This is a genomic window from Neobacillus sp. (genome assembly GCF_031988165.1).
Taxonomy (GTDB): Bacteria; Bacillota; Bacilli; order Bacillales; family Cytobacillaceae; genus Neobacillus; species Neobacillus rhizosphaerae.
Window position 1 is genome coordinate 1 of sequence record NZ_DALZYO010000034.1, and the last position, 21798, is coordinate 21798.

Here is a 21798-nt window from a genome sequence, read left to right on the forward strand (position 1 = left end):
CTAATAATTTTTTTGTTTGTTGACGTTTTTGTTTGTTTAGTTTTCAAAGATCAATCTTCTCTGTCGCCCAAAAGCGACTTTATTAATATATCATCTGCTGTTTATCATGTCAACAACTTTTTTAACAAGTGTTTTTAATGTCAGCAGCGACGTTTATTAATATAGCAAGAAAATAAATATATGTCAATCGAATTTCAAAAAAAAGATCTGAACGAGGATTCTGCCGTTTATTTATCCTTTTTTTCTGTCCTTCCTGCCTCTTCTCATATATTTTAAACATTCACTAGGAGAAGCAACCCTTCTAAATAATGTAAACAGAACTTTATATCTCTCCTCCATTGCTCTTTTTATAATATGATCAATCCGTTCATCCTTTAAATCAAATAATATTTCATCCATTTCTCTTTTAATAAGGTATTCCATTTCTTTTACTTCTTTTTCATTAATTAGAAGTCCAAACATTGAATAACCTCCATTGAAATATCTAGTTATAGTAGTCTTTTCCAATTATTGAAATTTTATAATAAAATTTTTTCTTCATATTTCTAAAAATACAAGCATAGGTATGAGACAAGGATGGTATTGGACGAGGTGAAACCCAGATGAATTTCTTTTTTGTATTAAACGGAAAGGCTTTAAAAAACGTAACTCTTATTTTAATCGCCGCTTTTTTTACCGCTTGGTTTCTCTATATGGAGAACCTTGCACAAATACCCGTCTTTTCAACCAAAGATGGTCCAAAAGCAGTTTATCGCGGTGAAAAGGATCTTGCGCTTACCTTTAATATTGGCTGGGGGGATGTGAAGGCAGAACCGATTTTAGATACACTAAAAAAAGAGAATGTTAAGTCCGCCACCTTCTTCTTAGGAGGGTCATGGGCTGAACAACATCCTGACATCGTCAGTCGAATTGTGAAAGAGGGATATGAAATTGGTATGCTTGGGTACGACTATGTAGACTACATGGATATAGAGGATGGAAAAATTAGTAAGGATATATCAAAAGCACAGGAGGTCTTTAAAAAGTTAAATGTTAAGGATATAAAGCTTCTACGTGCACCAACTGGGCATTTCGATAAGCGCACCTTAAATATCGCTCACAGATATGGGTATACGGTTGTCCATTGGCGTATCGATTCAAAGGATTGGAAAAATCCTGGAATTAATAAAATCGTTGAAAATGTAAAAAAGGCTCAAAAAGGGGATATTATTCTTCTCCATGCCTCAGATTCAGCCAAACAAACGGCTAAAGCACTCCCGCTGATTTTGGAGAATATTCGTCAAAAAGGGCTAAAACTCGTATCAGTTTCTGAAATGATTGCAAACGGTGAAGCCCATTCCAAGGAAATTAAATAGAAATAGGCAACAAAAAACCGACCATTTGATTAAATGGTCGGTTTTTTGTTCATTTTCTTATTATTTTTAACTTTGCTAGCTGTTTGAGTTTTACGCTGTTGTCTTTCCTGTTCAGATTTCATATTTAGTTTATGAAGGATTAATAATTGGTAAGCATTACAGGCCATTAAGGCAAACATCATCAAATAAAACCAATTTTGTGAATTTGTCCTAAGAACTGGAACCCATTCCACTAACGTTACAACGATCATAAAGAAAAAAGCGGGAATAAACGCCTCTCGATTTGTTTGTTTACTTTTCACCCAAGCAACAATCAAACCAACAATAATAAGAAGAAGTGCGGGAACAAAATAAAGCAGAATAGAATCTCCCGGCTTGGCGAAGTTTACATATCGTAAATAAACTAGATCAAATAATCCAAATAAAACGAGGATGACTTGGATAGCATTCCAAAGGGAAGCAGATTTAAAAATCCCTAAACCGAACCGATGAATTGTTAAATAAGAAAAAAAGCCCATTTGACTGATAATACTAATGAGAAACCCCATAAAAATTAGAAAAATGATCGCAGATAAAATATCCATTACTTTAAATTCAGTAAAATAGGACTGAAATTTATTCCAGCGCACTATAAATCCCACAATAGCCGCCGTGACCCCGCCAACTAATAATGTGGTCATAAACAGTCTTACCCAATTACGGCTTGTCACACTATAAACCCCCATAAAAAAAATAAATTCCATACTGATTGTACCAAGCAATATTTGAAAAATCCATAATTTGCGTTACTTACGAATAATCTAGGCGGATTTTCTTCATTATAAAATTAAGGATTCTTATGTGAAAGGAGCTTGAAAATGAAAGTAAAAAGAATTTTGCTCCTCCTGCCCATCATGGTGTTTTTAACGAGCTGTTCATCCAGTGATACAAGCAGCGGAGGGCAAATAGATTACGATCAGACCAAGAAAATGGTTGTTGATATCCTAAAAACAGATGATGGAAAAAAAGCAATTCAAGATGTAATGTCCGATGATAAAATGAAGGAAAAGCTGGTTATGGACCAAAAGGTTGTCTCCGATACCATACAACAAACTTTAACTTCAGATAAAGCCACTGAATTTTGGAAAAAAACCTTTAATGACCCAAAATTTGCTCAAAACGTAGCTAAAAATATGAGAGCTGAAAACGAAAAATTATTAAAGGAACTAATGAATGACCCAGAATATAGAGGAATGATGGTTGAGGTTTTTAAAGAACCTGAAATTCAAAAAGAGCTGGCAGATGCACTAAAAAGCAAAGATTACCGCGAGCATCTTCAGAAGGTTATTACAGAAACGGTTGATAGCCCGCTATTTAAGGTTAAGATTCAAGAGCTGCTTTTAAAGGCAGCGGAGGATATGAAAACGAAGGAAAGCAGTAAAAGCAACCAAGGAAAAAGTTCCAGCGATCAAAGTAGCAGCGGTTCATAGGTCACGTTAACTAAAATTAAACCTCTTCCAAGGGTATGGAAGAGGTTTTTGAGTTATTTTTTTAGCAAGCCTACCATTTTTTCAGCTATTTCTAAATATATTTTTCCAATTTGATGATCTTCTTGGTACACAGATGGAGCAAAATCATCGTCGTTCCAGTCTGGCTGGCTAAGCGGCAGGCGGCCAAGTACCTCTGAATTTAATTCTTCAGCCAATTTATCTCCGCCGCCTTGGCCAAATACATATTCTTTCTCGCCTGTTATTTTACTTTCAAAATAAGCCATATTTTCAATAACACCAAGCACCTCATGATCTGTACGAATTGCCATTGCACCAGCACGGGCCGCAACAAACGCTGCCGTTGGATGTGGAGTGGTGACGATAATTTCCTTACATGCAGGTAGCATGGTGTGAACATCTAAAGCAACATCCCCGGTTCCTGGCGGTAAATCTAATAGTAAATAATCAATTTCTCCCCACTCTACTTCATTGAAGAAGCTGTTTAACATTTTACCAAGCATTGGTCCGCGCCAAATAATCGGGGCATTATCTTCAACAAAGAAGCCCATCGAAATAACTTGAACACCAAATCGTTCCACAGGGATTATCTTTTCTCCGCGAACAACTGGCCGTTTCGTAATTCCCATCATATCTGGAACACTGAAACCATAGATATCGGCATCAATGAGACCGACTTTTTTTCCAAGGCGTGCAAGGGCAACGGCAAGGTTAACAGATACCGTTGATTTTCCAACTCCACCTTTTCCGCTCGCAATCGCAATGAAGGTTGTATTATCGGAATTGAGCAGGTTTTTATCTTTATTTTCTGGCTCAGCATGTCGGTGGGCAGCTAAAATTTCTTCAGGCAGCTCGCTGAAACGGATGCCCACTGTGGCCGCTCCTTCTTCTTTTAATAGGTTAACAATTTGCGTTTGCAGCTGTAATTGTTCGCTCGTTCCCGTTCTTGCGATTCCTATCTTTACGCTGACATGATTCTTTTCCTCTTTAATCTTAACTTCCTCGATTGCATTTAATTCAGCTAATGTTTTATGTAAAAATGGTTCTTTAAGGCTGCCAACAACTTCACGGACTCTCACTTCTGTTAACATAAAAAACACCTCACCTATTGAATTCGTTTCCATACCTCAGTATATCATAAACAAGCAAAGAAACAGTTAAATCAATCACACTGTTATTCCTATCCATATATATTAAACCTTCATGAACGCAAAAATGGAAGACGGGAGTCCCACCTTCCTAATCTGTTTCTTTTAATTCCTTCTCATTTGTAAAATAACGCATAATTCCATTATTTATCGATGCGGCTACTTTTTTCTGGTAGGGCTCTGTTTTTAACAATTCCTTTTCTGTAGGATTAGAAAGGAAGCCAACCTCTACCAATATTCCTGGCTTTTTAGCATGCTTTAATATAAAAACATTATTTATTGGCTTCGCTTTTCGCATTGTATTCTCCAAATTCTTGCGCAGCTCTTCCTGAATAAATTTCGCGGCTCGGGCATTTTCCTTATGATGTGGAGCATAAAAGGTTTGTGCGCCGCTCCATCTTGCTGACGGAATCGCATTTAAATGAATACTGACAAATAAATCATTATCCGAGCTATTAATCATTTTTAATCTCTTTTTCAGGTCCTCAACTTTTCTTCTGCTATAGCCCCTTGTATCAGGATCGGCAAGATCTTTATCTGTTTCCCGCGTCATTATAACAAGGGCCCCTTGCTCTTGGAGATAATCCCTGACTTTAAGGCTAATTTCTAAGGCAATATCCTTTTCCAGCGTTTTTCCGGTTCCAGCTCCGCCATCAGGGCCGCCATGTCCGGCATCAAGCAAAATAATTTTGCCCGATAGCGGAAGATTCCATGACTTCCATGAATTATTCTCGGAAAAATCATGTTGTAAAATCAGAAATAAAACCAGTAATCCCGCAATAAAGCTGATAATTTTGATTCTGCGCTTTGACAACCCCAATCATTCCTTCCCGCTCGAACCTGTTCAATAAAATATATGGGACAAGGAGAGGATTTAGAACAGGAAGAAATGATGGGAATTAATGGAGACGGAGTTTGTGACGCCTTTGGCCTTTTTCATAGCCCTCTCTCCACCAAACATGAATATATTGCTCACACAAATAATAAAGCGATTCACTCATAGTACCTTCTTCACCGTTCCCCCAATAGAGCAAAAAGTTGTAAAGTGTATCCACCAGATGTTTTTCTTCTTTAAAGCAGCGCAAGCGCACCTCTTCAAGGTCTTCTCCATAATAGCCAAACTTGCTAAATTTTGCCCCTAATAAGAAGGCTTCCAAGGCAACATCATAACATGCTTCCTCTATCCCCGTATTCATCACAAAGCTTGAGGCAATTTTTGTTGAGCCAAAGTAGTGGCGTACTCTTTCCTTCAATGTATTTAGTGATAAGTCCCGTAGTACGGAACGCTCATATTTAATTTGTTTTTCGCGACGTTTTTCTTTAAAGGTTGTAATAACAGTCACTTCATTTTCACCTCTTAGAACTATTCTTTATCCCTCGTTCATAAGAAATGCAAAGAGGGAGCAGTTTTCAATTGCCAATTTTTTATCGAAAACTCAAGATTGCTTGCTCAGTTCCCTTTTTTCAGTCAAAAGTTGTAGATAAAGTTCAAGCTTTTTTCTGAGGGAAGATTTGTCAGAAATCGGTATGCTTATGACATCAAGTAATCAAAGGGAGATAACGGATATGAAAAACAAAGTAGTAATGATCACAGGGGCGTCTAAAGGTTTGGGTAAAGCATTAACATTGGCATTTGCAAAGGAAGGTGCCCGGTTAGCGATATGCGCTAGGTCGGCGGAAAGCCTGCTAAGGGTTAAGGAAGAAGCAGAGAGCTTTGGTGCTGAAGTGCTTGCGGTTACCGCTGATATTTCCAAGTCAAGAGATGTTGAACGGTTCGTTGCGATGACAGAGAAAGCATTTGGCCATATTGATGTCCTGATTAATAATGCATCTATCTTAGGTCCAAGTCCAATGCCCTTACTTCTCGATTACCCTGAAGAAGAATTTGCTGAGGTACTCCGGGTGAATGTGATTTCGCCATTTTTCGTAACGAGAAGAGTGATTCCGGGGATGCTTGAGCGTAATGAAGGCTCTATTATCAATGTGACATCGGAAGCCGGTCATACGGGCTTTGCAGGATGGGGGGCATACGGAATTTCAAAATTTGCCGTTGAGGGCCTCACCCAAACGTGGGCAGATGAATTAAGCCAAACCAATGTCCGGGTAAACATGGTCGATCCGGGAGAAATGGACACAGAAATGCATCAATTGGCCGTTCCCAATTGCGATTACCCGTTAGCAAAGCCGGAGAATGTTGTTGACGTATTTTTATACCTAGCATCAAAGAAGTCTGCTGGAATTAATGGCCAGCGGTTTGAAGCCCAGCAAGAGGGGGTCTAAAGATGGCGACAAAAGCCTTGGATTTTTATCTTCCTAATGAACTGAATGCTTCCCACCCTCCTGAAAAACGAGGCTTGAGAAGAGATCATGTCAGGATGATGGTTCTAGACCGAGCTACAGGTGAAATTAGGCATGACCGCTTCTTCCACTTGACAAATTATCTCCAACCTGGGGATTTGGTTATTTTAAATAATAGTCGAACCATACCTGCGGTTTTATCTGCTACATGGTTAAGAAACAATGTTCGAATCGCACCAAAAGCGGAAGTCCGGTTAGCAAGGCTCCGTCACGATGATACTTGGGATGCCTTGGTTGTTGCAAACCCTATTAAAACAGGCGATACTTTGCAATTTTCGCCTGAATTGTCTGCAACGGTGATCGGCGAAAAGGAAAATTCCCCACTAAAGATCATTCAGTTTACTAAAAAAGGATCGGATCTGTTCAATATCATCTATGCTCTCGGTGAACCGATACGCTATGAATATATAGGACATCCATGGGACTTGGATTACTATCAAACCGTTTTTGCCAGCCATCCTGGTTCAGTGGAGATGCCATCGGCTGGTAGAGCCTTTAGCTGGGAGCTGCTATTTAAGTTGAAACACCAAGACATCCAGGTTGATTTTATCCAACTGCATACAGGATTAAGCTATTTGCTTGATGATCAATGGGATCAGTCACCCGAAGAGAATGAAGAGGAGTATCAAATCTCTGACCGTACAATGGAAAAGATTCTCCAAACAAAAGCATCCGGCAATAGGGTAATTGCGGTTGGTACAACGGTGGTCAGGGCTCTTGAGAGCGCAGCCAGAAACGGGGCACTTTCAGGAGTGACGAATCTATATATCGATCAACAATATCCTTTAAAAATAGCAGATGGAATCATTACCGGTTTTCATGAACCGAAGGCTAGCCACCTCGATATGCTGTCGGCCTTTATTTCCGAACACCATTTACTTCAAGCATATGATCAAGCAATCGAAGCCTGCTATTTATGGCATGAATTTGGGGATATGAATTTAATTATATGATTGGAGGCACTCATATGCGGTTTCATCATTATGCCATAGAAGTAAATAATTTAGAGGAGTCGATCGCTTTCTACAAAAAGTACTTGGGTTTTCAGACAGAAAGCCGATTTTTCTTCATGGGTGAAGAGATTGTGTTTCTCGCTTCGAACGATTTTAGGCTTGAGCTAATCTCCGGTCAAGGGGAGAACGATAAAACAACTCATCTTTGTTTTGAGGTAAGCGACCTCCATGAAGTGATGAACCGGTTTGATGACATTAGAAAAATAGAAGGTCCTTACAAGCTTCAGAATGGCTGGGAGACCGTATTTTTTGAAGGACCCGATCAAGAAATTATCGAGTTTTTGCAGGTTAGACCTGTTTCGTGAAACTAAAAAAAACAAAGCTGTCTGCTCTATTTTTAAGAGAGACAGCTTTTTAACATCTAATCTAAGACATATTTACAACCTAAATTTAGCATCTGAAAACTGAAAATAAGCTATAATGGCAGTAGATACGGGACGGTGGAGGGAGAAATGGAATGTCTGAAGCGGCTAGATATGACGAAATCGGCATTTTAAAGGAAATTGCGGAGCTTTTAAATGAAGGGACAGACACAAAGGACGTGCTGTCTGGAGTTTTGAAAAGACTTCTCCATGTAACTGGACTACAAACAGGTTGGATTTTTTTAATCGAAGAAAATGGTGTCCATCAGCTTGCAGCCCATGAAGCCCTGCCGCCTGCTTTGGCAAATGACGATAATCGGAGGATGTGCCAGGGTGAGTGCTGGTGCGTGAATAAATACAACAATCGAAAACTGAATAAAGCATCTAATATTATGGAATGCAAACGGATTGAAGATGCTCTTGAAGACAAGGCTGGGGAAACTTGCGGCTTGACCCATCATGCGACCGTCCCGCTCCGAGCTGGAGAGGAACGGTTCGGAGTATTAAATGTTGGTTCGCCAAACAAAACACATTTCCAGAAAAATGAACTGGCTTTACTTGAAACGGTTGCCTTTCAAATAGGAACAGCATTAAAACGAATCAAATTGACTCAGCTGGAACAAGAGACAGCGCTTGTAGCTGAGCGGAACCGGCTTGCGAGGGATCTTCACGATTCCGTTAATCAGCTTTTATTTTCCCTCAGCCTTACAGCACGGGCAGGAGTGGAAATGACACAAAATAATGAAGTAAAACAAACGTTTAGCTATATTCAGGATTTAGCTCAGGAAGCTCTTGGGGAAATGCGAGCATTAATTTGGCAGTTGAAACCGCATGGACTGGAAAATGGAATGGTAAGTGCCTTAAGAAGTTATGCTGATATGCTTGGCCTGTCCATTGAAACAAATGTGACAGGAGTGGCCAGCATTCCGGGAAAGGTGGAGGAAGCTTTGTGGCGCATCGGACAAGAAGCTCTAGCCAATTGTAAAAAGCATTCCCAGACCGTAGAGGTGATTTTATTGTTTCATGCTGCTAGCGATGAGGTAGTGATGACAATCAAGGATATGGGCTGTGGCTTCCATTATGAAGATAATCTAGAAATCCCCTCATTGGGATTAAAAAATATGAAAACTCGGACAGAAGCGTTAAATGGTACCTTTCAATTAAATAGCAAACCGGGAAGCGGGACAGAACTAAAGATCTATATTCCGTTCTAGGGGGAGAATTCGGTGAATATACGCGTATTAATAGCAGACGACCATCATGTCGTCAGAAGAGGCCTAGTCTTTTTTCTTCGCACCCAAAAGGGTCTTGATATTATCGGGGAAGCTGCAAATGGGAAGGAAGCCATTGAACTGGCAAAATTGCTAAAGCCGGATATTATTCTAATGGATTTGGTTATGCCTGAAATGGATGGAATCCAGGCAACAAGGATTATTAAAAGTGAACAACCTGAAATTAAAATTATGATGTTGACCAGCTTCTCAGAACAAGATCATGTTATCCCCGCCCTTGAAGCAGGTGCTTCCGGATTCCAGCTAAAAGACATCCAGCCTGATGTACTTGTCACATCGATAAAAAAAATCATGAGCGGAGAAAACCAACTTCATCCGAGAGCTACCTCGCATTTACTGGCCAATTTATCCAATAAAAGCAAAGTGAAAAAAAATTTAATCGAGGAATTAACCAAAAGAGAGTTGGATGTTTTAAAAGAAATTGCCAAGGGAAAAAGTAATAAAGAAATCGCCTCCTCTTTATTTATCACCGAAAAAACCGTTAAAACTCATGTATCAAACCTTTTGGCAAAGCTTGAACTGGCAGACCGGACACAGGCTGCACTTTATGCGGTGAGGAATCAATTAGGAGACTAAACAGATTATTATGGCTGTTCGGTTAGAGAAGAATATTTTTATTTATTAAGGATCGTTTATCTTTCAGACGCCAAAAAAAATGAATCCAAGTGATTAATCACTTGGATTCTACATTTATATAAAAGTCCAAAAGCAAAAAAAGACCCCCAACCAAATGGTTGAGAGCCTTTGAAACGCCAAAAATTAACGTTTTGAGAACTGAGGTGCACGACGAGCGCCTTTAAGACCGTATTTTTTACGTTCTTTCATACGTGCATCACGAGTTAATAATCCTGCGCGTTTTAATGTTGGACGGAATTCTGGATCAGCTTGAAGTAATGCGCGAGCAATACCGTGGCGAATTGCGCCAGCTTGACCAGTGTATCCACCACCGCTTACGTTTACAAGAACATCATAGCTGCCAACAGTTTCAGTAGCTACTAATGGTTGTCTTACAACAACACGTAAAGCTTCAAATGGGATATAATCTTCGATTTCACGACCATTAACTACAATTTTACCTGTGCCTGGAACTAAGCGCACGCGTGCGACAGAGCTCTTACGACGACCAGTACCGATATATTGAACTTGTGCCATAGTTTTTGTCCCTCCCTCTTAATTAACCGCGAAGTTCGTAAACTTCAGGTTTTTGTGCTTGGTGCGGATGTTCGCTGCCAGCATATACGTGTAATTTTTTGAACATTTGACGGCCAAGAGAATTCTTTGGAAGCATGCCTTTAACAGCAAGCTCGATCATTTTCTCAGCATAGTTAGTACGCATTTCCAAAGCAGTTCTTGTTTTTAAACCACCTGGGTGCATAGTGTGACGGTAGTAAATCTTGTCAGTTAATTTCTTACCAGTTAGTTCTACTTTAGAAGCGTTAAGAATGATTACATTATCACCAGTATCAACATGTGGTGTAAAAGTAGGTTTGTTTTTACCACGTAAGATTGATGCTACTTCAGAAGCAAGACGACCAAGAGTTTTGCCCTCAGCATCAATCACGTACCATTTACGCTCGATATTGTTGGCATTTGCCATAAACGTTGTACGCATGAGTTTCCCTCCTAATTAAATCCATTAAAGATTATTTTTTCGCACTATTATTAAGCAATCAGCGATTCGATTCTGTTCCGGGAATGAACGTTAAATGCCCTTGTGCGCTTAAGTTTTCTATTCATATATTTTCAATCACGATGAAGACTTTCCGGGGCTTTATCGTGGGATTAAAAACACACACATATAATATAATAAATTCTTCAAGTCCATATGTCAAGGGAATGTTACACCAGGTCGGGTTGTTTTAAGAAATAATCACTAATTATTAACTACATCAATTGAAAAAGCTTTCTTATTGACCGTGAGGAGCATTTTTTCCTCTTTCGGGCTTTATGAACCAATTAAGTTTATGTTAAAGAAATTTGTTTAAGAGAGCCTAATTATAAAACACTTCCCAGAGGTATAATCCTTGAGCTGGAGCAGTTTTCCCTGCAAGACGGCGGTCTCTATTAGCTAAGATATCCTCCATTTCTGAAGGCGAACGTTGCCCTGATCCGACCTCTAACAACGTTCCTACTAGAATACGAACCATATTATACAAAAAACCATTTCCAACAAAACGAAAAGTAAGTAAGTTACCTTCCATGAAAAAATCAATCGTCTCAATCGTGCGGACCTTATCCTCAACCTCCGTTTTTGCCGAGCAAAAACTTGTAAAATCATGGGTCCCGAGAAAATATTTACTTGCCGCTCGCATTGCCTCTACATTTAATCTAAAAGGATACTGATAAGCAAATTTCCGCTTAAATGGATCCCTCTTTGATGATAATTGAAGCACATAGCGATATTCCTTCCCTACAGCATCAAAGCGAGCGTGAAAGGACTCGCTGACCTTTTTTACCTCAAGGACAGAAATATCTTCTGGCAGCAGCGAATTCAAGGCAACTTCCCACCTATTTTCCGGAATAAGTAACGACGAATCAAAGTGGATTACCTGTCCTTTTGCATGGACACCTGCATCCGTCCTTCCAGAGCCGATTACTTTAATCGTAGCGTCCTTATGCATTTTTGCTAGCGCAGTTTCTAGTTCTAATTGTATGGTTCGCTTATTCGGTTGGACCTGATAACCGGAAAATCCCGAGCCATCATAGGATATGATGCATCTGTACCTTTGCATGGTTTCGCTCCATTATGAACGTAATAAAAATAAAAGTATGGTTAAAACAACAAGAACAACTAACTGCAGAGAATCGACCATTCGCCAGCTTAATTGCCGGTATTTCGTTCTCCCCTCACCACCGCGGTATCCTCTTGCCTCCATGGCAATCGCCAGCTCCTCAGCCCGTTTAAAGGAACTAACGAACAAGGGGATGAGTAATGGGATAACCGCTTTAATCCGTTCCTTGAAAGGGCCGCTGGCAAATTCGACTCCGCGGGCAATTTGCGCTTTCATGATTTTATCCGTTTCTTGCATCAGCGTTGGAATAAATCGTAATGAAATCGACATCATCAGTGCCATTTCATGGACAGGGAAACGAATCTTTTTTAAAGGATGTAACAGCGTTTCAAGACCATCTGTAATCTCGATGGGAGTCGTCGTTAACGTCAGCAGGGATGTCATTAAGATTAAGAAGAAGAATCTTAACGAAATAAAAATCCCCATCCTAACGCCTCCTTCATATATTTTCACTGGACCCCATTCGAACAAAATAGCCCCTTCCTTTGTAAAAAACAACTGAAGAACTAATGTAAATAGAACAAGCCAGAGAACCGGTTTAAGGCCTCCATACAGAAACCGAACCGGAATTCTCGACATTCCGAGCATTAAAAAAGTATATATTCCAATAAGTGCATAGGTAACCCAGTTATTCGCTAGAAAAATAATACAGACAAAAAGGAAGATGATCATTAATTTTGAACGAGGGTCCATCTTATGAATAATGGAATCTGCCGGCACATAGCGGCCGAAAATCATTTTTTCCATCATGAGCGAACACCTCGATTTAGAACGCCTGTGACAGCAGAAGATAACTCCTCAATTGATAAATAGATTTTATCTAATTTCACGCCCGTTTTTTCCTCAAGCTTAAGCTGGAAGCGGACCACTTCTGGGACATCCAGCCCCATTTGCACCAATTCGACCGGTGAAGAGAAAATTTCTTCCGGTGTCCCCTGATTGACCACTTTCCCATGTTGCATAATCACAATTTGGTCAGCGTATCTGGCCGCATCCTCCATGCTGTGGGTAACTAATATTGTCGATAGCTTTCTATCCTGATGGAGTGTGTAAAACATATCCATAATTTCTTTGCGGCCGCGCGGATCTAAACCCGCGGTTGGCTCGTCCAGGACAATTACATCAGGCTCCATCGCCAATACTCCGGCAATGGCAACACGTCGCATTTGCCCTCCAGAGAGATCAAACGGTGATTTTTCTAAAATATCTTCAGCAAGCCCTACCTGTTTCAAAGCTATGCGGGCCCTTTTCTTTGCTTCAGCTTCCGATATTCCAAAATTCATAGGACCAAAGATAATATCTTTTTCAACGGTTTCTTCAAATAACTGATGTTCAGGGAATTGAAACACAATTCCTACCTTTTGCCGTACTTGTTTTAAGTTCTTATTTTTCTGCTGAGCCTTAATTTCATGGTCACCAATTTTCACAGTCCCTTTTGTAGGCTGCAAAAGCGCGTTTAAATGCTGTAAAACCGTCGACTTTCCGGAACCGGTATGGCCAATGATCGCCATGTAAGTCCCAGAAGGGATTTCAATCGATACATCCTCTATCGCCATTTGTTCAAAAGGAGTATTTGCTTGATACCGATATTCTATATGTTGAAGCGAGATGTCCATAACTCTGTCACCAACTCTTCTTCCGATAAATAATGCTTGGAAAAGTCAATCCCTTTTTGACGGAATGCTTTACTCATTTTCACCGAGAAAGGAATATCCAACCCTAGTTGAATCAATTGCTCATCCATTGAAAAAATCTCTTCCGGGGTTCCTTCACGAAAAACTTCACCTTTGTTCATCACAATGATTCGGTCCGCCTTTGCTGCCTCTTCCAGATCGTGGGTGATTGAGATTACGGTTAAAGATTTTTCTTCTTTTAAAAGTCTAACCGTCTCTAATACCTCCTCACGTCCTCTTGGATCGAGCATCGATGTTGCTTCATCTAAAATAATGATAGATGGTCTTAACGCTAACACACCAGCAATTGCAACCCGCTGCTTCTGTCCACCCGATAGATGGTGGGGCTCTTGATATAGAAACTTATCCATTTTCACTTTTCTTAATGAATCTTCGACTCTTTGGACCATTTCATCCCGGGGTATCCCATTATTTTCTAGACCAAAAGCCACATCATCCTGTACCGTTGTACCAACAAATTGATTGTCAGGGTTTTGAAATACCATCCCTAGTTTTGTGCGAATGTCCCAAATTGACTCTTCATTTAGCGGCATCCCACAAACTGTAATCTCGCCTGCTTGGGGAAATTGCAAGCCATTTAGCAGCTTTGCCATGGTAGATTTACCGGACCCATTATGGCCAACGATTGCTAGCCATTCACCATCATAAATGTCAAACGTAACATTGTTTAAGGCGTAGCGTTCTTGTGTATCGTATTGAAAAGAAACTCCCTTAAGGGATACAATTGATTCTTTCATAGTCATATTCCTCCTCTCAGCTAACCTGTCCTCAGCTCATTTTTCTTTTACATACAAAAAAAGCCTGCACCTCGTCCCCGGGCAGTAACGTTTTCAACTGCAATTAAAAGGGATTTCTATAATAGAAATGGGAGGAGGTGCATGAGCTAGACGAGACGTGAAAACGAATACTAGTATTCATTCCGGGAATGATTAAAAAATCTTCGCTCCATTGAAGGAGTCACGCTCATCATAACACTCTTTTTGGCTTGGTTCGTACACTATTAAAATTTCTCTTACAGAAAAAGGGCAAAGAACAAGTTTGTTTGTAAACTGTCCAGCGCCCTTGTTGTCTGTTAAAAGGTATTAAACTAACTCGATAATAACCATTGGTGCACCGTCACCGCGGCGTGGTCCAAGTTTCATAATACGAGTATATCCACCTTGACGCTCTTGATAACGTGGAGCGATATCAGCGAAAAGTTTTTGTACAGCATCTTGACCAGATTCAGCATTAGCAATTTCATTACGAACATATGAAGAAGCTTGACGGCGAGCATGTAAATCCCCGCGTTTGCCTAAAGTGATCATTTTTTCAACAGTCACACGAAGTTCTTTCGCGCGAGTTTCTGTTGTTTCAATGCGCTCGTTGATAATTAAATCTGTAGTTAAATCACGTAGCATAGCTTTACGCTGTGCACTAGTGCGTCCTAACTTTCTGTATGCCATGAAGGGTTCCCTCCTTTGTTGAAGTCATTAAACGGATTATTAGCATTGGTAGCGACGAATAGCAGACTAGTCGTCTTTACGCAAGCCCAATCCAAGCTCTTCTAGTTTCGCCTTCACTTCTTCAAGTGATTTGCGACCTAAATTACGAACCTTCATCATATCTTCTTCAGTCTTATTGGCTAATTCCTGAACAGTGTTGATTCCAGCACGCTTTAAGCAGTTATAAGAACGAACAGAAAGGTCTAGTTCTTCAATTGTCATTTCAAGAACTTTTTCTTTTTGATCTTCTTCTTTTTCAATCATAATTTCAGCATTTTGAGCTTCATCGGTTAATCCGACAAAAATATTCAAATGCTCGGTCAAAATTTTCGAACCAAGAGCAATCGCTTCTTTTGGCCCAGTGCTTCCATCTGTCCAAACATCAAGCGTTAGCTTGTCAAAATTTGACATTTGACCAACACGAGTATTTTCTACCTGAAAGGACACACGGGAAACAGGCGTATAAATGGAGTCAATTGGAATCACACCAATTGGCTGATCTTCTCTTTTGTTCTGTTCAGCCGGTGTATAACCACGTCCACGTCTAGCCGTTAAACGCATGCGAAGATGTCCATTTGTTGCTAATGTGGCAATATGAAGGTCAGGATTTAAAATCTCGACATCACTGTCATGGGTAATATTGCTTGCCTTGACAGGCCCTTCACCCTGCACATCAATTTCAAGTGTTTTCTCTTCGTCAGAATAGATTTTTAAAGCTATTTTTTTAATGTTTAAAATGATGGATGTTACATCCTCTACGACGCCTTCAATTGTTGAGAACTCATGAAGTACCCCATCGACCTGAATCGATGTAACAGCGGCACCTGGGAGTGAAGATAATAGGATACGACGTAAGGAGTTACCCAAAGTGGTACCATATCCACGCTCAAGTGGCTCTACGACGAACTTCCCGTACTTGGCATCATCGTTGATCTCAACCGTTTCGATTTTTGGTTTTTCTATTTCGATCATCAAATAACCCTCCTTCAAAACGTCGAAACTCGATTAGTAGTAGTTTAGCTAACCGAAATTCCCCCATGTATACGTTCCCGTTTTGTGCACAACAACTGGAATAAATTTTCTGTATAACTCTCGAAAATTAGTATCATATCCATTATAGACGCTTGATACAACTTCTATACAGATAAATTAAACACGACGGCGTTTTGGTGGACGGCATCCATTATGAGGAACAGGTGTAACGTCTTTAATTGCTGTTACTTCAAGACCAGCAGCTTGAAGAGCACGAATAGCTGCTTCACGGCCTGCACCAGGACCTTTTACAGTAACTTCTAAAGTTTTCATTCCATGTTCGATGGATGTCTTTGCAGCTGTTTCAGCAGCCATTTGTGCTGCGAATGGAGTAGATTTACGAGAACCTCTAAATCCAAGCGCACCAGCACTTGACCATGAAATTGCATTACCATGAACATCAGTGATTGTTACAATCGTATTGTTAAATGTTGAACGGATATGTGCAATACCTGATTCAATATTCTTTTTAACACGACGTTTACGTGTATTAGTTTTACGTGCCATTAAAATAACCTCCTTTGCCGATTACTTCTTCTTGTTCGCAACAGTCTTACGAGGACCTTTGCGTGTACGAGCGTTGTTTTTCGTATTTTGTCCACGAACCGGTAGACCACGACGATGACGTAATCCGCGGTAGCAGCCGATTTCCATTAAACGCTTAATGTTAAGAGAAATTTCACGGCGAAGATCACCTTCAACTTTTAGTTTGTCGATGATGTCACGGATTTTGTTTAATTCGTCTTCTGTTAAATCACGCACACGAGTATCTTCAGAAACACCAGCTTCTGCTAAGACTTTTCGTGCAGTATTTTTACCAATACCATAAATGTAAGTTAAAGAGATAACTACACGTTTTTCACGTGGAATATCTACACCAGCAATACGTGCCATATTAAAGCAGCACCTCCTTCAAGATTAACCTTGTTTTTGTTTATGTTTAGGGTTTTCACAGATAACCATAACTTTTCCGCGTCTACGGATAACTTTGCACTTTTCGCAGATCGGTTTAACAGATGGTCTTACTTTCATTATCCTAACCTCCTTAATGGTACGGAGTGCAAGCTGATTATTTAAAGCGGTAAGTAATTCTTCCGCGTGTTAAGTCATATGGAGAAAGCTCAACAGTCACCTTGTCACCCGGAAGTATTCGAATGAAGTGCATTCGAATTTTACCAGAAACATGAGCTAGCACAGTATGACCATTTTCTAATTCTACCTTAAACATTGCATTTGGCAAAGTTTCAATCACTTTACCTTCGATTTCAATAACATCATCTTTGGCCATCGGTCTCGTCTCCCTTCTCATTTCAGAATAGCGTTCGTTAGTGTGCAACTAAGTCTTTTCTTTGTACGTCATCCTGCAACCTTACAATTTTAACATATTGAGCAGCATTCTGTCCGCTAGTAACTATTACAAATTACTATTATTTGCGGATTAGAATCGGTCTAACAATGAAATCAGCCAAAAATTATATTTTGGTTAAGATTTCAAATCCGGTTTCAGTGATTGCAATCGTATGCTCGAAATGAGCACTGCGCTTGCCATCAACTGTTACAACCGTCCAATCGTCAGCCAATGTTTTTACATACCGGCTTCCGGCATTTACCATCGGTTCAATTGCAAGTACCATTCCAGGCTTCAATTCCGGACCTTTGTTTGGCGGACCAAAATGAGGAATATTAGGTTCTTCATGTAAGTCTTGCCCGACTCCGTGTCCTACATACTCGCGTACAACAGAAAAGCCGTTTGCTTCCACATACTTTTGAATCGCATGGGAGATGTTCGAGAGTCGCTCGCCCGGTTTAGCTTCGTTTAACCCTTGATAAAGGGATTCCTCTGTAACGTCAAGTAGACGCTGGGAATTCTCATCAATCTTTCCAATCGCATATGTCCAAGCTGAATCGCCATGGTAGCCGTTAAATTGAGCTCCGATATCAATACTAATTACATCGCCCTCATTTAATACGCGACTTCCCGGAATCCCGTGAACAAGTACTTCGTTCACACTTGTGCAGATGCTGCCACGGAAACCATTATACCCTTTAAACGAAGGAATCGCATTCTGAGCGAGAATAAATTCCTCTGCTAGCAAATCCAATTCTTTTGTGGTTATGCCAGGAGTTAAATGTTTTTTTAACTCTTGGTGGGTAAGGGCAACAATGCGCCCAGCTTCTCGCATGATCTCAAGTTGTTCAGGGGTTTTGCAAATGATCATTAATGTAAGCCCCCGAGTAATTGCTTGATATCAGCGAATACTATGGTAATATCCTGCTGGCCATCAATCGTGCGGAGATAACCTTTGGTTTCATAAAAAGTTAGTAATGGTTCTTGTTGTTTGATATTAACATCTAATCTATTTTGAACGGTTTCTGCATTATCATCTGCTCTTTGGTAGAGCTCTCCGCCACAGCGGTCGCACACACCCTCTTTTGCAGGAGGATTAAAGACTAAATGATACGTAGATCCACATTCTTTACAAATGCGACGTCCAGTCAAACGATCCATTAAGATACTTTTATCAACGTTAATATTAACTACATAATCGATTTTTTTATTTAAATCAACTAATAGGTTTTCTAACGCCTCTGCTTGAGGGACAGTTCTAGGAAAGCCATCTAGCAGGAAGCCCTTTTGACAGTCATCCTTACTTAATCGCTCACGGACAATACCGATTGTTACTTCATCAGGAACAAGTTCGCCCTTATCCATGAATGATTTCGCTTGTAAACCTAGCTCAGTTCCTTCTTTCATCGCTGCACGGAACATATCTCCAGTAGAGATATGAGGGATGCCGTATTGTTCGACGATTCTTTCAGCTTGGGTACCTTTACCGGCACCTGGAAGCCCCATTAATACTAAATTCACACGTGTTCCCCCCTCGTGCTATTAATAGGTTTTTGGGAACCAAGGGTCCCAAAAACCTTTTACTTAATAAACCCTTTATAATGACGTTTAACTAATTGTGCTTCAAGCTGCTTGTACGTATCAAGCGCAACACCGACAACGATGAGCAAGCTTGTTCCACCTATTTGAGCTGATTTCGGCAGGTTCGCTATATTAATAAATATAGTAGGAAGCACAGCGATAACAGTTAGGAAGATTGCACCAACGAAAGTTAAACGGTATAAGACGCGTGTTAAGTATTCTTGCGTGCTCTTTCCAGGACGAATACCAGGAATATAGCCGCTTTGCTTTTGTAAGTTTTCCGCTGCTTGTTCAGGGTTAACTTGGATAAAAGCATAGAAATAAGTGAACGCGATAATTAGTGCTGCATATAACGTCATCCCAATTGGATGTGAATAGTCAAGATTGTTATTAATCCAATTTGTTACATCATTTGGTGTGAAAAATGATGCAATTGTTCTTGGAGTTACAATAAATGAAACCGCAAAGATGACAGGAATAACACCTGCAGCGTTAACTTTTAACGGCATGTGAGTGGACTGACCACCAACTGGATTACGTCCTGCCACAACACGTTTTGCATATTGAATTGGAATTTTACGATTTGCTTGTTGGATAAAAATGACGCCAACTACGATTGCAATCACAGCAAGTATGATTAAAACAGCCGTAACAATTCGTATGAATATCGCATCTCCTGCGTTTTCAAATTGCTGAACATAGATTTGATTAATCGTTGTAGGCATACCAGCAACGATCCCGGCAAAGATGATAATGGAAATTCCATTTCCCACACCTTTTTCAGTGATTTGCTCACCTAACCACATCAAAAATGATGTACCAGCAGTTAAAGTAACAGCAATTAAGAGATACGTACCAATACCAGGGTTTACAATCAATTGTCCGCTGGCTAAATTATTAAAGCCATAGGACATACCTAATGCTTGGATAAATCCAAGAATTATAGTGAAATAACGGGTAATTTGAGCAATCTTACGACGCCCAGACTCCCCTTGTTTGGACCATTCCGTAAATTTCGGAACAACATCCATTTGTAGTAACTGAATAATAATCGACGCAGTGATATACGGCATGATACCCATTGCGAAGATGGAGAATTGTTTTAATGCCCCACCGCCAAAAGTATTTAAGATACCAAATACACTGAGCTTATCTTGGCTAGCAAGAACTTCAGCATTTACATTCGGTACAGGAATGAATGTACCTAGTCGAAAAACGACTAACATTAAAAGGGTGAATATGATCTTTCGTCTTATATCACCCACGCGCATAAAATTGGAGATTGTTTGGAACATTAGATCACCTCAGTAGTTCCACCAGCAGCTTCGATCGCTTCCTTAGCAGCAGAGGAGAATTTGTTAGCTTTTACAGTCAACTTTTTCTCTAGCGTTCCTTTAGCAAGAACCTTGATTCCAGCTTTTTCGTTACTAATAACGCCTGTTTCGATAAGAAGTTCTGGAGTAACTTCTGTACCGTCTTCAAAGCGATTTAAGGTATCAAGATTAAGAATGGCATATTCTTTACGGCTAATGTTGGTAAAACCACGTTTTGGTAAACGACGATATAAAGGTGTTTGACCACCCTCGAAGCCAGGACGTACACCGCCGCCGGAACGAGCATTTTGACCTTTATGACCTTTACCCGCTGTTTTTCCTTGACCAGATCCGATACCACGTCCTAGACGTTTACGTTCTTTACGAGAACCCTCGGCAGGTTTTAATTCATGAAGTTTCATATTGGCACCTCCTTATGAAAGAAAAGAATCAACTATTGTTCTTTAACTGTTACAAGGTGAGCAACTTTGTTAATCATACCGCGAATCGCAGCGTTATCTTGATGCTCAACTGTTTGATTTAATTTACGTAATCCTAGCGCTTTAACTGTTTCACGTTGGTCCTCAGGGCGACCAATTACGCTACGGTTGAGGGTAATTAAAAGTTTCGCCATTTGAATTCCCCCCTTATCCTAACAGTTCTTCTACTGATTTACCACGTAATTTTGCTACGTCTTCAGCACGTTTTAATTGTTTTAAACCTTCAACTGTAGCACGTACCATGTTAATTGGAGTGTTCGTTCCTAGTGATTTAGAAAGGATATCAGCTACCCCTGCTAATTCAAGAACAGCACGAACTGGACCCCCAGCGATAACTCCTGTACCTTCAGAAGCAGGTTTTAGAAGAATTTCGCCAGCACCAAAACGTCCAATTACTTGGTGAGGAACAGTAGTTCCAACCATTGGTACTTCAACTAAGTTTTTCTTTGCATCTTCGATGGCTTTGCGAATGGCATCTGGTACTTCCTGTGCTTTACCAGTACCGAATCCGACATGACCGTTTTTGTCTCCAACTACTACAAGAGCAGAGAAACGGAAACGACGTCCACCTTTAACAACTTTCGCAACACGGTTAACCGTAACTACGCGTTCTTCAAGTTCAAGTTTGTTTGGATCAATACGACGCATCATTTTGTGTCCCTCCTTTGACTATTAGAATTGTAAGCCGTTTTCGCGGGCAGCATCAGCTAATGCTTGCACGCGGCCGTGGTATAGGTATCCTCCACGGTCAAAGACAATAGAAGTGATACCTTTTTCTACCGCACGTTTAGCGACTAATTCTCCGACCTTTTGTGCAGCTTCAACGTTACTAGTAGAATCAAGACCAAAATCTTTTTCTTTTGTAGAAGCACTTGCTAAAGTTACTCCATTCATGTCATCGATAATCTGCGCATAAATATGCTTGTTTGAACGAAACACATTTAAACGTGGACGAGTTGAAGTACCGCTAAGTTTCGCACGAACACGAGCATGTCTTTTCTTGCGAGTAGCGTTTTTATCAAGCTTCGTAATCATTTAC

General features: G+C 40.2%; 31 protein-coding genes. 7 read left to right on the forward strand and 24 right to left on the reverse strand.

Going from position 1 to position 21798, the window contains the following annotated elements; all coding sequences use genetic code 11:
* Window positions 1-231: 231 nt before the first annotated feature.
* The gene (locus tag RTR43_RS18555; protein ID WP_248736857.1) at window positions 232-462 is read right to left on the reverse strand and encodes a hypothetical protein; all 231 of its coding nucleotides are present in this window, start codon (window positions 460-462) and stop codon (window positions 232-234) included.
* A 140-nt stretch (window positions 463-602) separates the two neighbouring features.
* Here RTR43_RS18555 and pdaB point away from each other — a divergent pair, with 140 nt between their 5' ends.
* A complete protein-coding gene (gene pdaB / locus RTR43_RS18560; RefSeq protein WP_312473744.1) occupies window positions 603-1355 on the forward strand; it encodes a polysaccharide deacetylase family sporulation protein PdaB in 753 nt (250 codons plus the stop codon).
* A gap of 29 nt (window positions 1356-1384) precedes the next feature.
* Here pdaB and RTR43_RS18565 read toward each other — a convergent pair whose 3' ends face one another.
* Window positions 1385-2065 carry a KinB-signaling pathway activation protein gene (locus RTR43_RS18565; protein ID WP_312473748.1) on the reverse strand — a complete coding sequence of 227 codons (681 nt, stop codon included), beginning with the start codon at window positions 2063-2065 and terminating at the stop codon, window positions 1385-1387.
* A gap of 147 nt (window positions 2066-2212) precedes the next feature.
* On the opposite strand from RTR43_RS18565, the gene gerD reads away from it, so the two are divergent.
* Entirely contained in the window at window positions 2213-2824 is a 612-nt protein-coding gene (gerD, locus tag RTR43_RS18570) for a spore germination lipoprotein GerD (RefSeq protein WP_312473751.1), read from the forward strand.
* Window positions 2825-2877: 53 nt separating this feature from the next.
* Here gerD and RTR43_RS18575 read toward each other — a convergent pair whose 3' ends face one another.
* The 3 genes from RTR43_RS18575 to RTR43_RS18585 all read right to left on the reverse strand — a co-directional run bounded on the left by RTR43_RS18575 (window position 2878) and on the right by RTR43_RS18585 (window position 5333).
* On the reverse strand, window positions 2878-3933 hold the full coding sequence (locus RTR43_RS18575; RefSeq protein ID WP_312473754.1) for an Mrp/NBP35 family ATP-binding protein: 1056 nt from the start codon (window positions 3931-3933) through the stop codon (window positions 2878-2880).
* Window positions 3934-4081: 148 nt separating this feature from the next.
* Window positions 4082-4804, reverse strand: coding sequence for an N-acetylmuramoyl-L-alanine amidase CwlD (gene cwlD / locus RTR43_RS18580; protein ID WP_312473756.1), 723 nt, complete (start codon window positions 4802-4804; stop codon window positions 4082-4084).
* 85 nt (window positions 4805-4889) lie between these two features.
* Window positions 4890-5333 carry a YbaK family protein gene (locus RTR43_RS18585; protein WP_312473759.1) on the reverse strand — a complete coding sequence of 148 codons (444 nt, stop codon included), beginning with the start codon at window positions 5331-5333 and terminating at the stop codon, window positions 4890-4892.
* Between the two features lie 223 nt (window positions 5334-5556).
* Between RTR43_RS18585 and RTR43_RS18590 the strand changes: the two genes are divergently transcribed.
* The 5 genes from RTR43_RS18590 to RTR43_RS18610 all read left to right on the forward strand — a co-directional run bounded on the left by RTR43_RS18590 (window position 5557) and on the right by RTR43_RS18610 (window position 9591).
* Entirely contained in the window at window positions 5557-6270 is a 714-nt protein-coding gene (locus RTR43_RS18590; RefSeq protein ID WP_312473762.1) for an SDR family NAD(P)-dependent oxidoreductase, read from the forward strand.
* Window positions 6271-6272: 2 nt separating this feature from the next.
* Window positions 6273-7301: an S-adenosylmethionine:tRNA ribosyltransferase-isomerase gene (locus tag RTR43_RS18595; protein WP_312473765.1), complete on the forward strand. Its 1029-nt coding sequence runs from the start codon at window positions 6273-6275 to the stop codon at window positions 7299-7301.
* A 14-nt stretch (window positions 7302-7315) separates the two neighbouring features.
* Entirely contained in the window at window positions 7316-7666 is a 351-nt protein-coding gene (locus RTR43_RS18600) for a VOC family protein (RefSeq protein WP_312473768.1), read from the forward strand.
* A 152-nt stretch (window positions 7667-7818) separates the two neighbouring features.
* A complete protein-coding gene (locus RTR43_RS18605) occupies window positions 7819-8937 on the forward strand; it encodes a GAF domain-containing sensor histidine kinase (protein WP_312473771.1) in 1119 nt (372 codons plus the stop codon).
* Window positions 8938-8949: 12 nt separating this feature from the next.
* Window positions 8950-9591: a response regulator gene (locus RTR43_RS18610; RefSeq protein WP_312473773.1), complete on the forward strand. Its 642-nt coding sequence runs from the start codon at window positions 8950-8952 to the stop codon at window positions 9589-9591.
* A 183-nt stretch (window positions 9592-9774) separates the two neighbouring features.
* Here RTR43_RS18610 and rpsI read toward each other — a convergent pair whose 3' ends face one another.
* The 19 genes from rpsI to rplR form a co-directional block, all read right to left on the reverse strand.
* On the reverse strand, window positions 9775-10167 hold the full coding sequence (gene rpsI / locus RTR43_RS18615) for a 30S ribosomal protein S9 (protein ID WP_098533175.1): 393 nt from the start codon (window positions 10165-10167) through the stop codon (window positions 9775-9777).
* 22 nt (window positions 10168-10189) lie between these two features.
* Window positions 10190-10627: a 50S ribosomal protein L13 gene (rplM, locus tag RTR43_RS18620; protein WP_248736870.1), complete on the reverse strand. Its 438-nt coding sequence runs from the start codon at window positions 10625-10627 to the stop codon at window positions 10190-10192.
* A 379-nt stretch (window positions 10628-11006) separates the two neighbouring features.
* Window positions 11007-11747, reverse strand: coding sequence for a tRNA pseudouridine(38-40) synthase TruA (truA, locus tag RTR43_RS18625; protein WP_312473781.1), 741 nt, complete (start codon window positions 11745-11747; stop codon window positions 11007-11009).
* Window positions 11748-11759: 12 nt separating this feature from the next.
* Entirely contained in the window at window positions 11760-12557 is a 798-nt protein-coding gene (locus tag RTR43_RS18630) for an energy-coupling factor transporter transmembrane component T family protein (RefSeq protein WP_312473783.1), read from the reverse strand.
* A complete protein-coding gene (locus RTR43_RS18635) occupies window positions 12554-13423 on the reverse strand; it encodes an energy-coupling factor ABC transporter ATP-binding protein (RefSeq protein ID WP_312473785.1) in 870 nt (289 codons plus the stop codon). The genes RTR43_RS18630 and RTR43_RS18635 overlap by 4 nt, the downstream gene beginning before the upstream one ends.
* Complete coding sequence (locus RTR43_RS18640) at window positions 13399-14238, reverse strand: energy-coupling factor ABC transporter ATP-binding protein (RefSeq protein ID WP_312473788.1); 840 nt, start codon at window positions 14236-14238, stop codon at window positions 13399-13401. The genes RTR43_RS18635 and RTR43_RS18640 overlap by 25 nt, the downstream gene beginning before the upstream one ends.
* A 345-nt stretch (window positions 14239-14583) precedes the next feature.
* Window positions 14584-14946 (reverse strand): 50S ribosomal protein L17, encoded by a 363-nt coding sequence (gene rplQ / locus RTR43_RS18645; RefSeq protein WP_312473790.1) that lies wholly within the window; start codon window positions 14944-14946, stop codon window positions 14584-14586.
* 66 nt (window positions 14947-15012) lie between these two features.
* The gene (locus RTR43_RS18650) at window positions 15013-15957 is read right to left on the reverse strand and encodes a DNA-directed RNA polymerase subunit alpha (protein ID WP_248736876.1); all 945 of its coding nucleotides are present in this window, start codon (window positions 15955-15957) and stop codon (window positions 15013-15015) included.
* A gap of 177 nt (window positions 15958-16134) precedes the next feature.
* Window positions 16135-16524, reverse strand: coding sequence for a 30S ribosomal protein S11 (gene rpsK / locus RTR43_RS18655; RefSeq protein WP_024027886.1), 390 nt, complete (start codon window positions 16522-16524; stop codon window positions 16135-16137).
* Between the two features lie 21 nt (window positions 16525-16545).
* Complete coding sequence (gene rpsM, locus RTR43_RS18660) at window positions 16546-16911, reverse strand: 30S ribosomal protein S13 (RefSeq protein ID WP_248736877.1); 366 nt, start codon at window positions 16909-16911, stop codon at window positions 16546-16548.
* 24 nt (window positions 16912-16935) lie between these two features.
* Window positions 16936-17049, reverse strand: coding sequence for a 50S ribosomal protein L36 (gene rpmJ / locus RTR43_RS18665; RefSeq protein WP_000868344.1), 114 nt, complete (start codon window positions 17047-17049; stop codon window positions 16936-16938).
* Between the two features lie 37 nt (window positions 17050-17086).
* Window positions 17087-17305 carry a translation initiation factor IF-1 gene (infA, locus tag RTR43_RS18670; RefSeq protein WP_007085268.1) on the reverse strand — a complete coding sequence of 73 codons (219 nt, stop codon included), beginning with the start codon at window positions 17303-17305 and terminating at the stop codon, window positions 17087-17089.
* Window positions 17306-17489: 184 nt separating this feature from the next.
* Window positions 17490-18236 carry a type I methionyl aminopeptidase gene (map, locus tag RTR43_RS18675; RefSeq protein ID WP_312473803.1) on the reverse strand — a complete coding sequence of 249 codons (747 nt, stop codon included), beginning with the start codon at window positions 18234-18236 and terminating at the stop codon, window positions 17490-17492.
* Entirely contained in the window at window positions 18236-18886 is a 651-nt protein-coding gene (locus RTR43_RS18680; protein ID WP_312473806.1) for an adenylate kinase, read from the reverse strand. The genes map and RTR43_RS18680 overlap by 1 nt, the downstream gene beginning before the upstream one ends.
* A 59-nt stretch (window positions 18887-18945) precedes the next feature.
* Entirely contained in the window at window positions 18946-20241 is a 1296-nt protein-coding gene (gene secY, locus RTR43_RS18685; RefSeq protein ID WP_312473807.1) for a preprotein translocase subunit SecY, read from the reverse strand.
* Window positions 20241-20681, reverse strand: a complete 441-nt coding sequence (rplO, locus tag RTR43_RS18690) for a 50S ribosomal protein L15 (RefSeq protein ID WP_248736881.1) — start codon at window positions 20679-20681, stop codon at window positions 20241-20243. Before rplO ends, secY begins: the two co-directional genes overlap by 1 nt.
* Window positions 20682-20713: 32 nt before the next feature.
* Window positions 20714-20893 (reverse strand): 50S ribosomal protein L30, encoded by a 180-nt coding sequence (gene rpmD, locus RTR43_RS18695; protein ID WP_098533198.1) that lies wholly within the window; start codon window positions 20891-20893, stop codon window positions 20714-20716.
* Window positions 20894-20906: 13 nt separating this feature from the next.
* Window positions 20907-21407, reverse strand: a complete 501-nt coding sequence (gene rpsE, locus RTR43_RS18700) for a 30S ribosomal protein S5 (protein ID WP_248736922.1) — start codon at window positions 21405-21407, stop codon at window positions 20907-20909.
* A 24-nt stretch (window positions 21408-21431) separates the two neighbouring features.
* Window positions 21432-21794 (reverse strand): 50S ribosomal protein L18, encoded by a 363-nt coding sequence (gene rplR / locus RTR43_RS18705; RefSeq protein ID WP_312473814.1) that lies wholly within the window; start codon window positions 21792-21794, stop codon window positions 21432-21434.
* Between the last annotated feature and the right edge of the window lie 4 nt (window positions 21795-21798).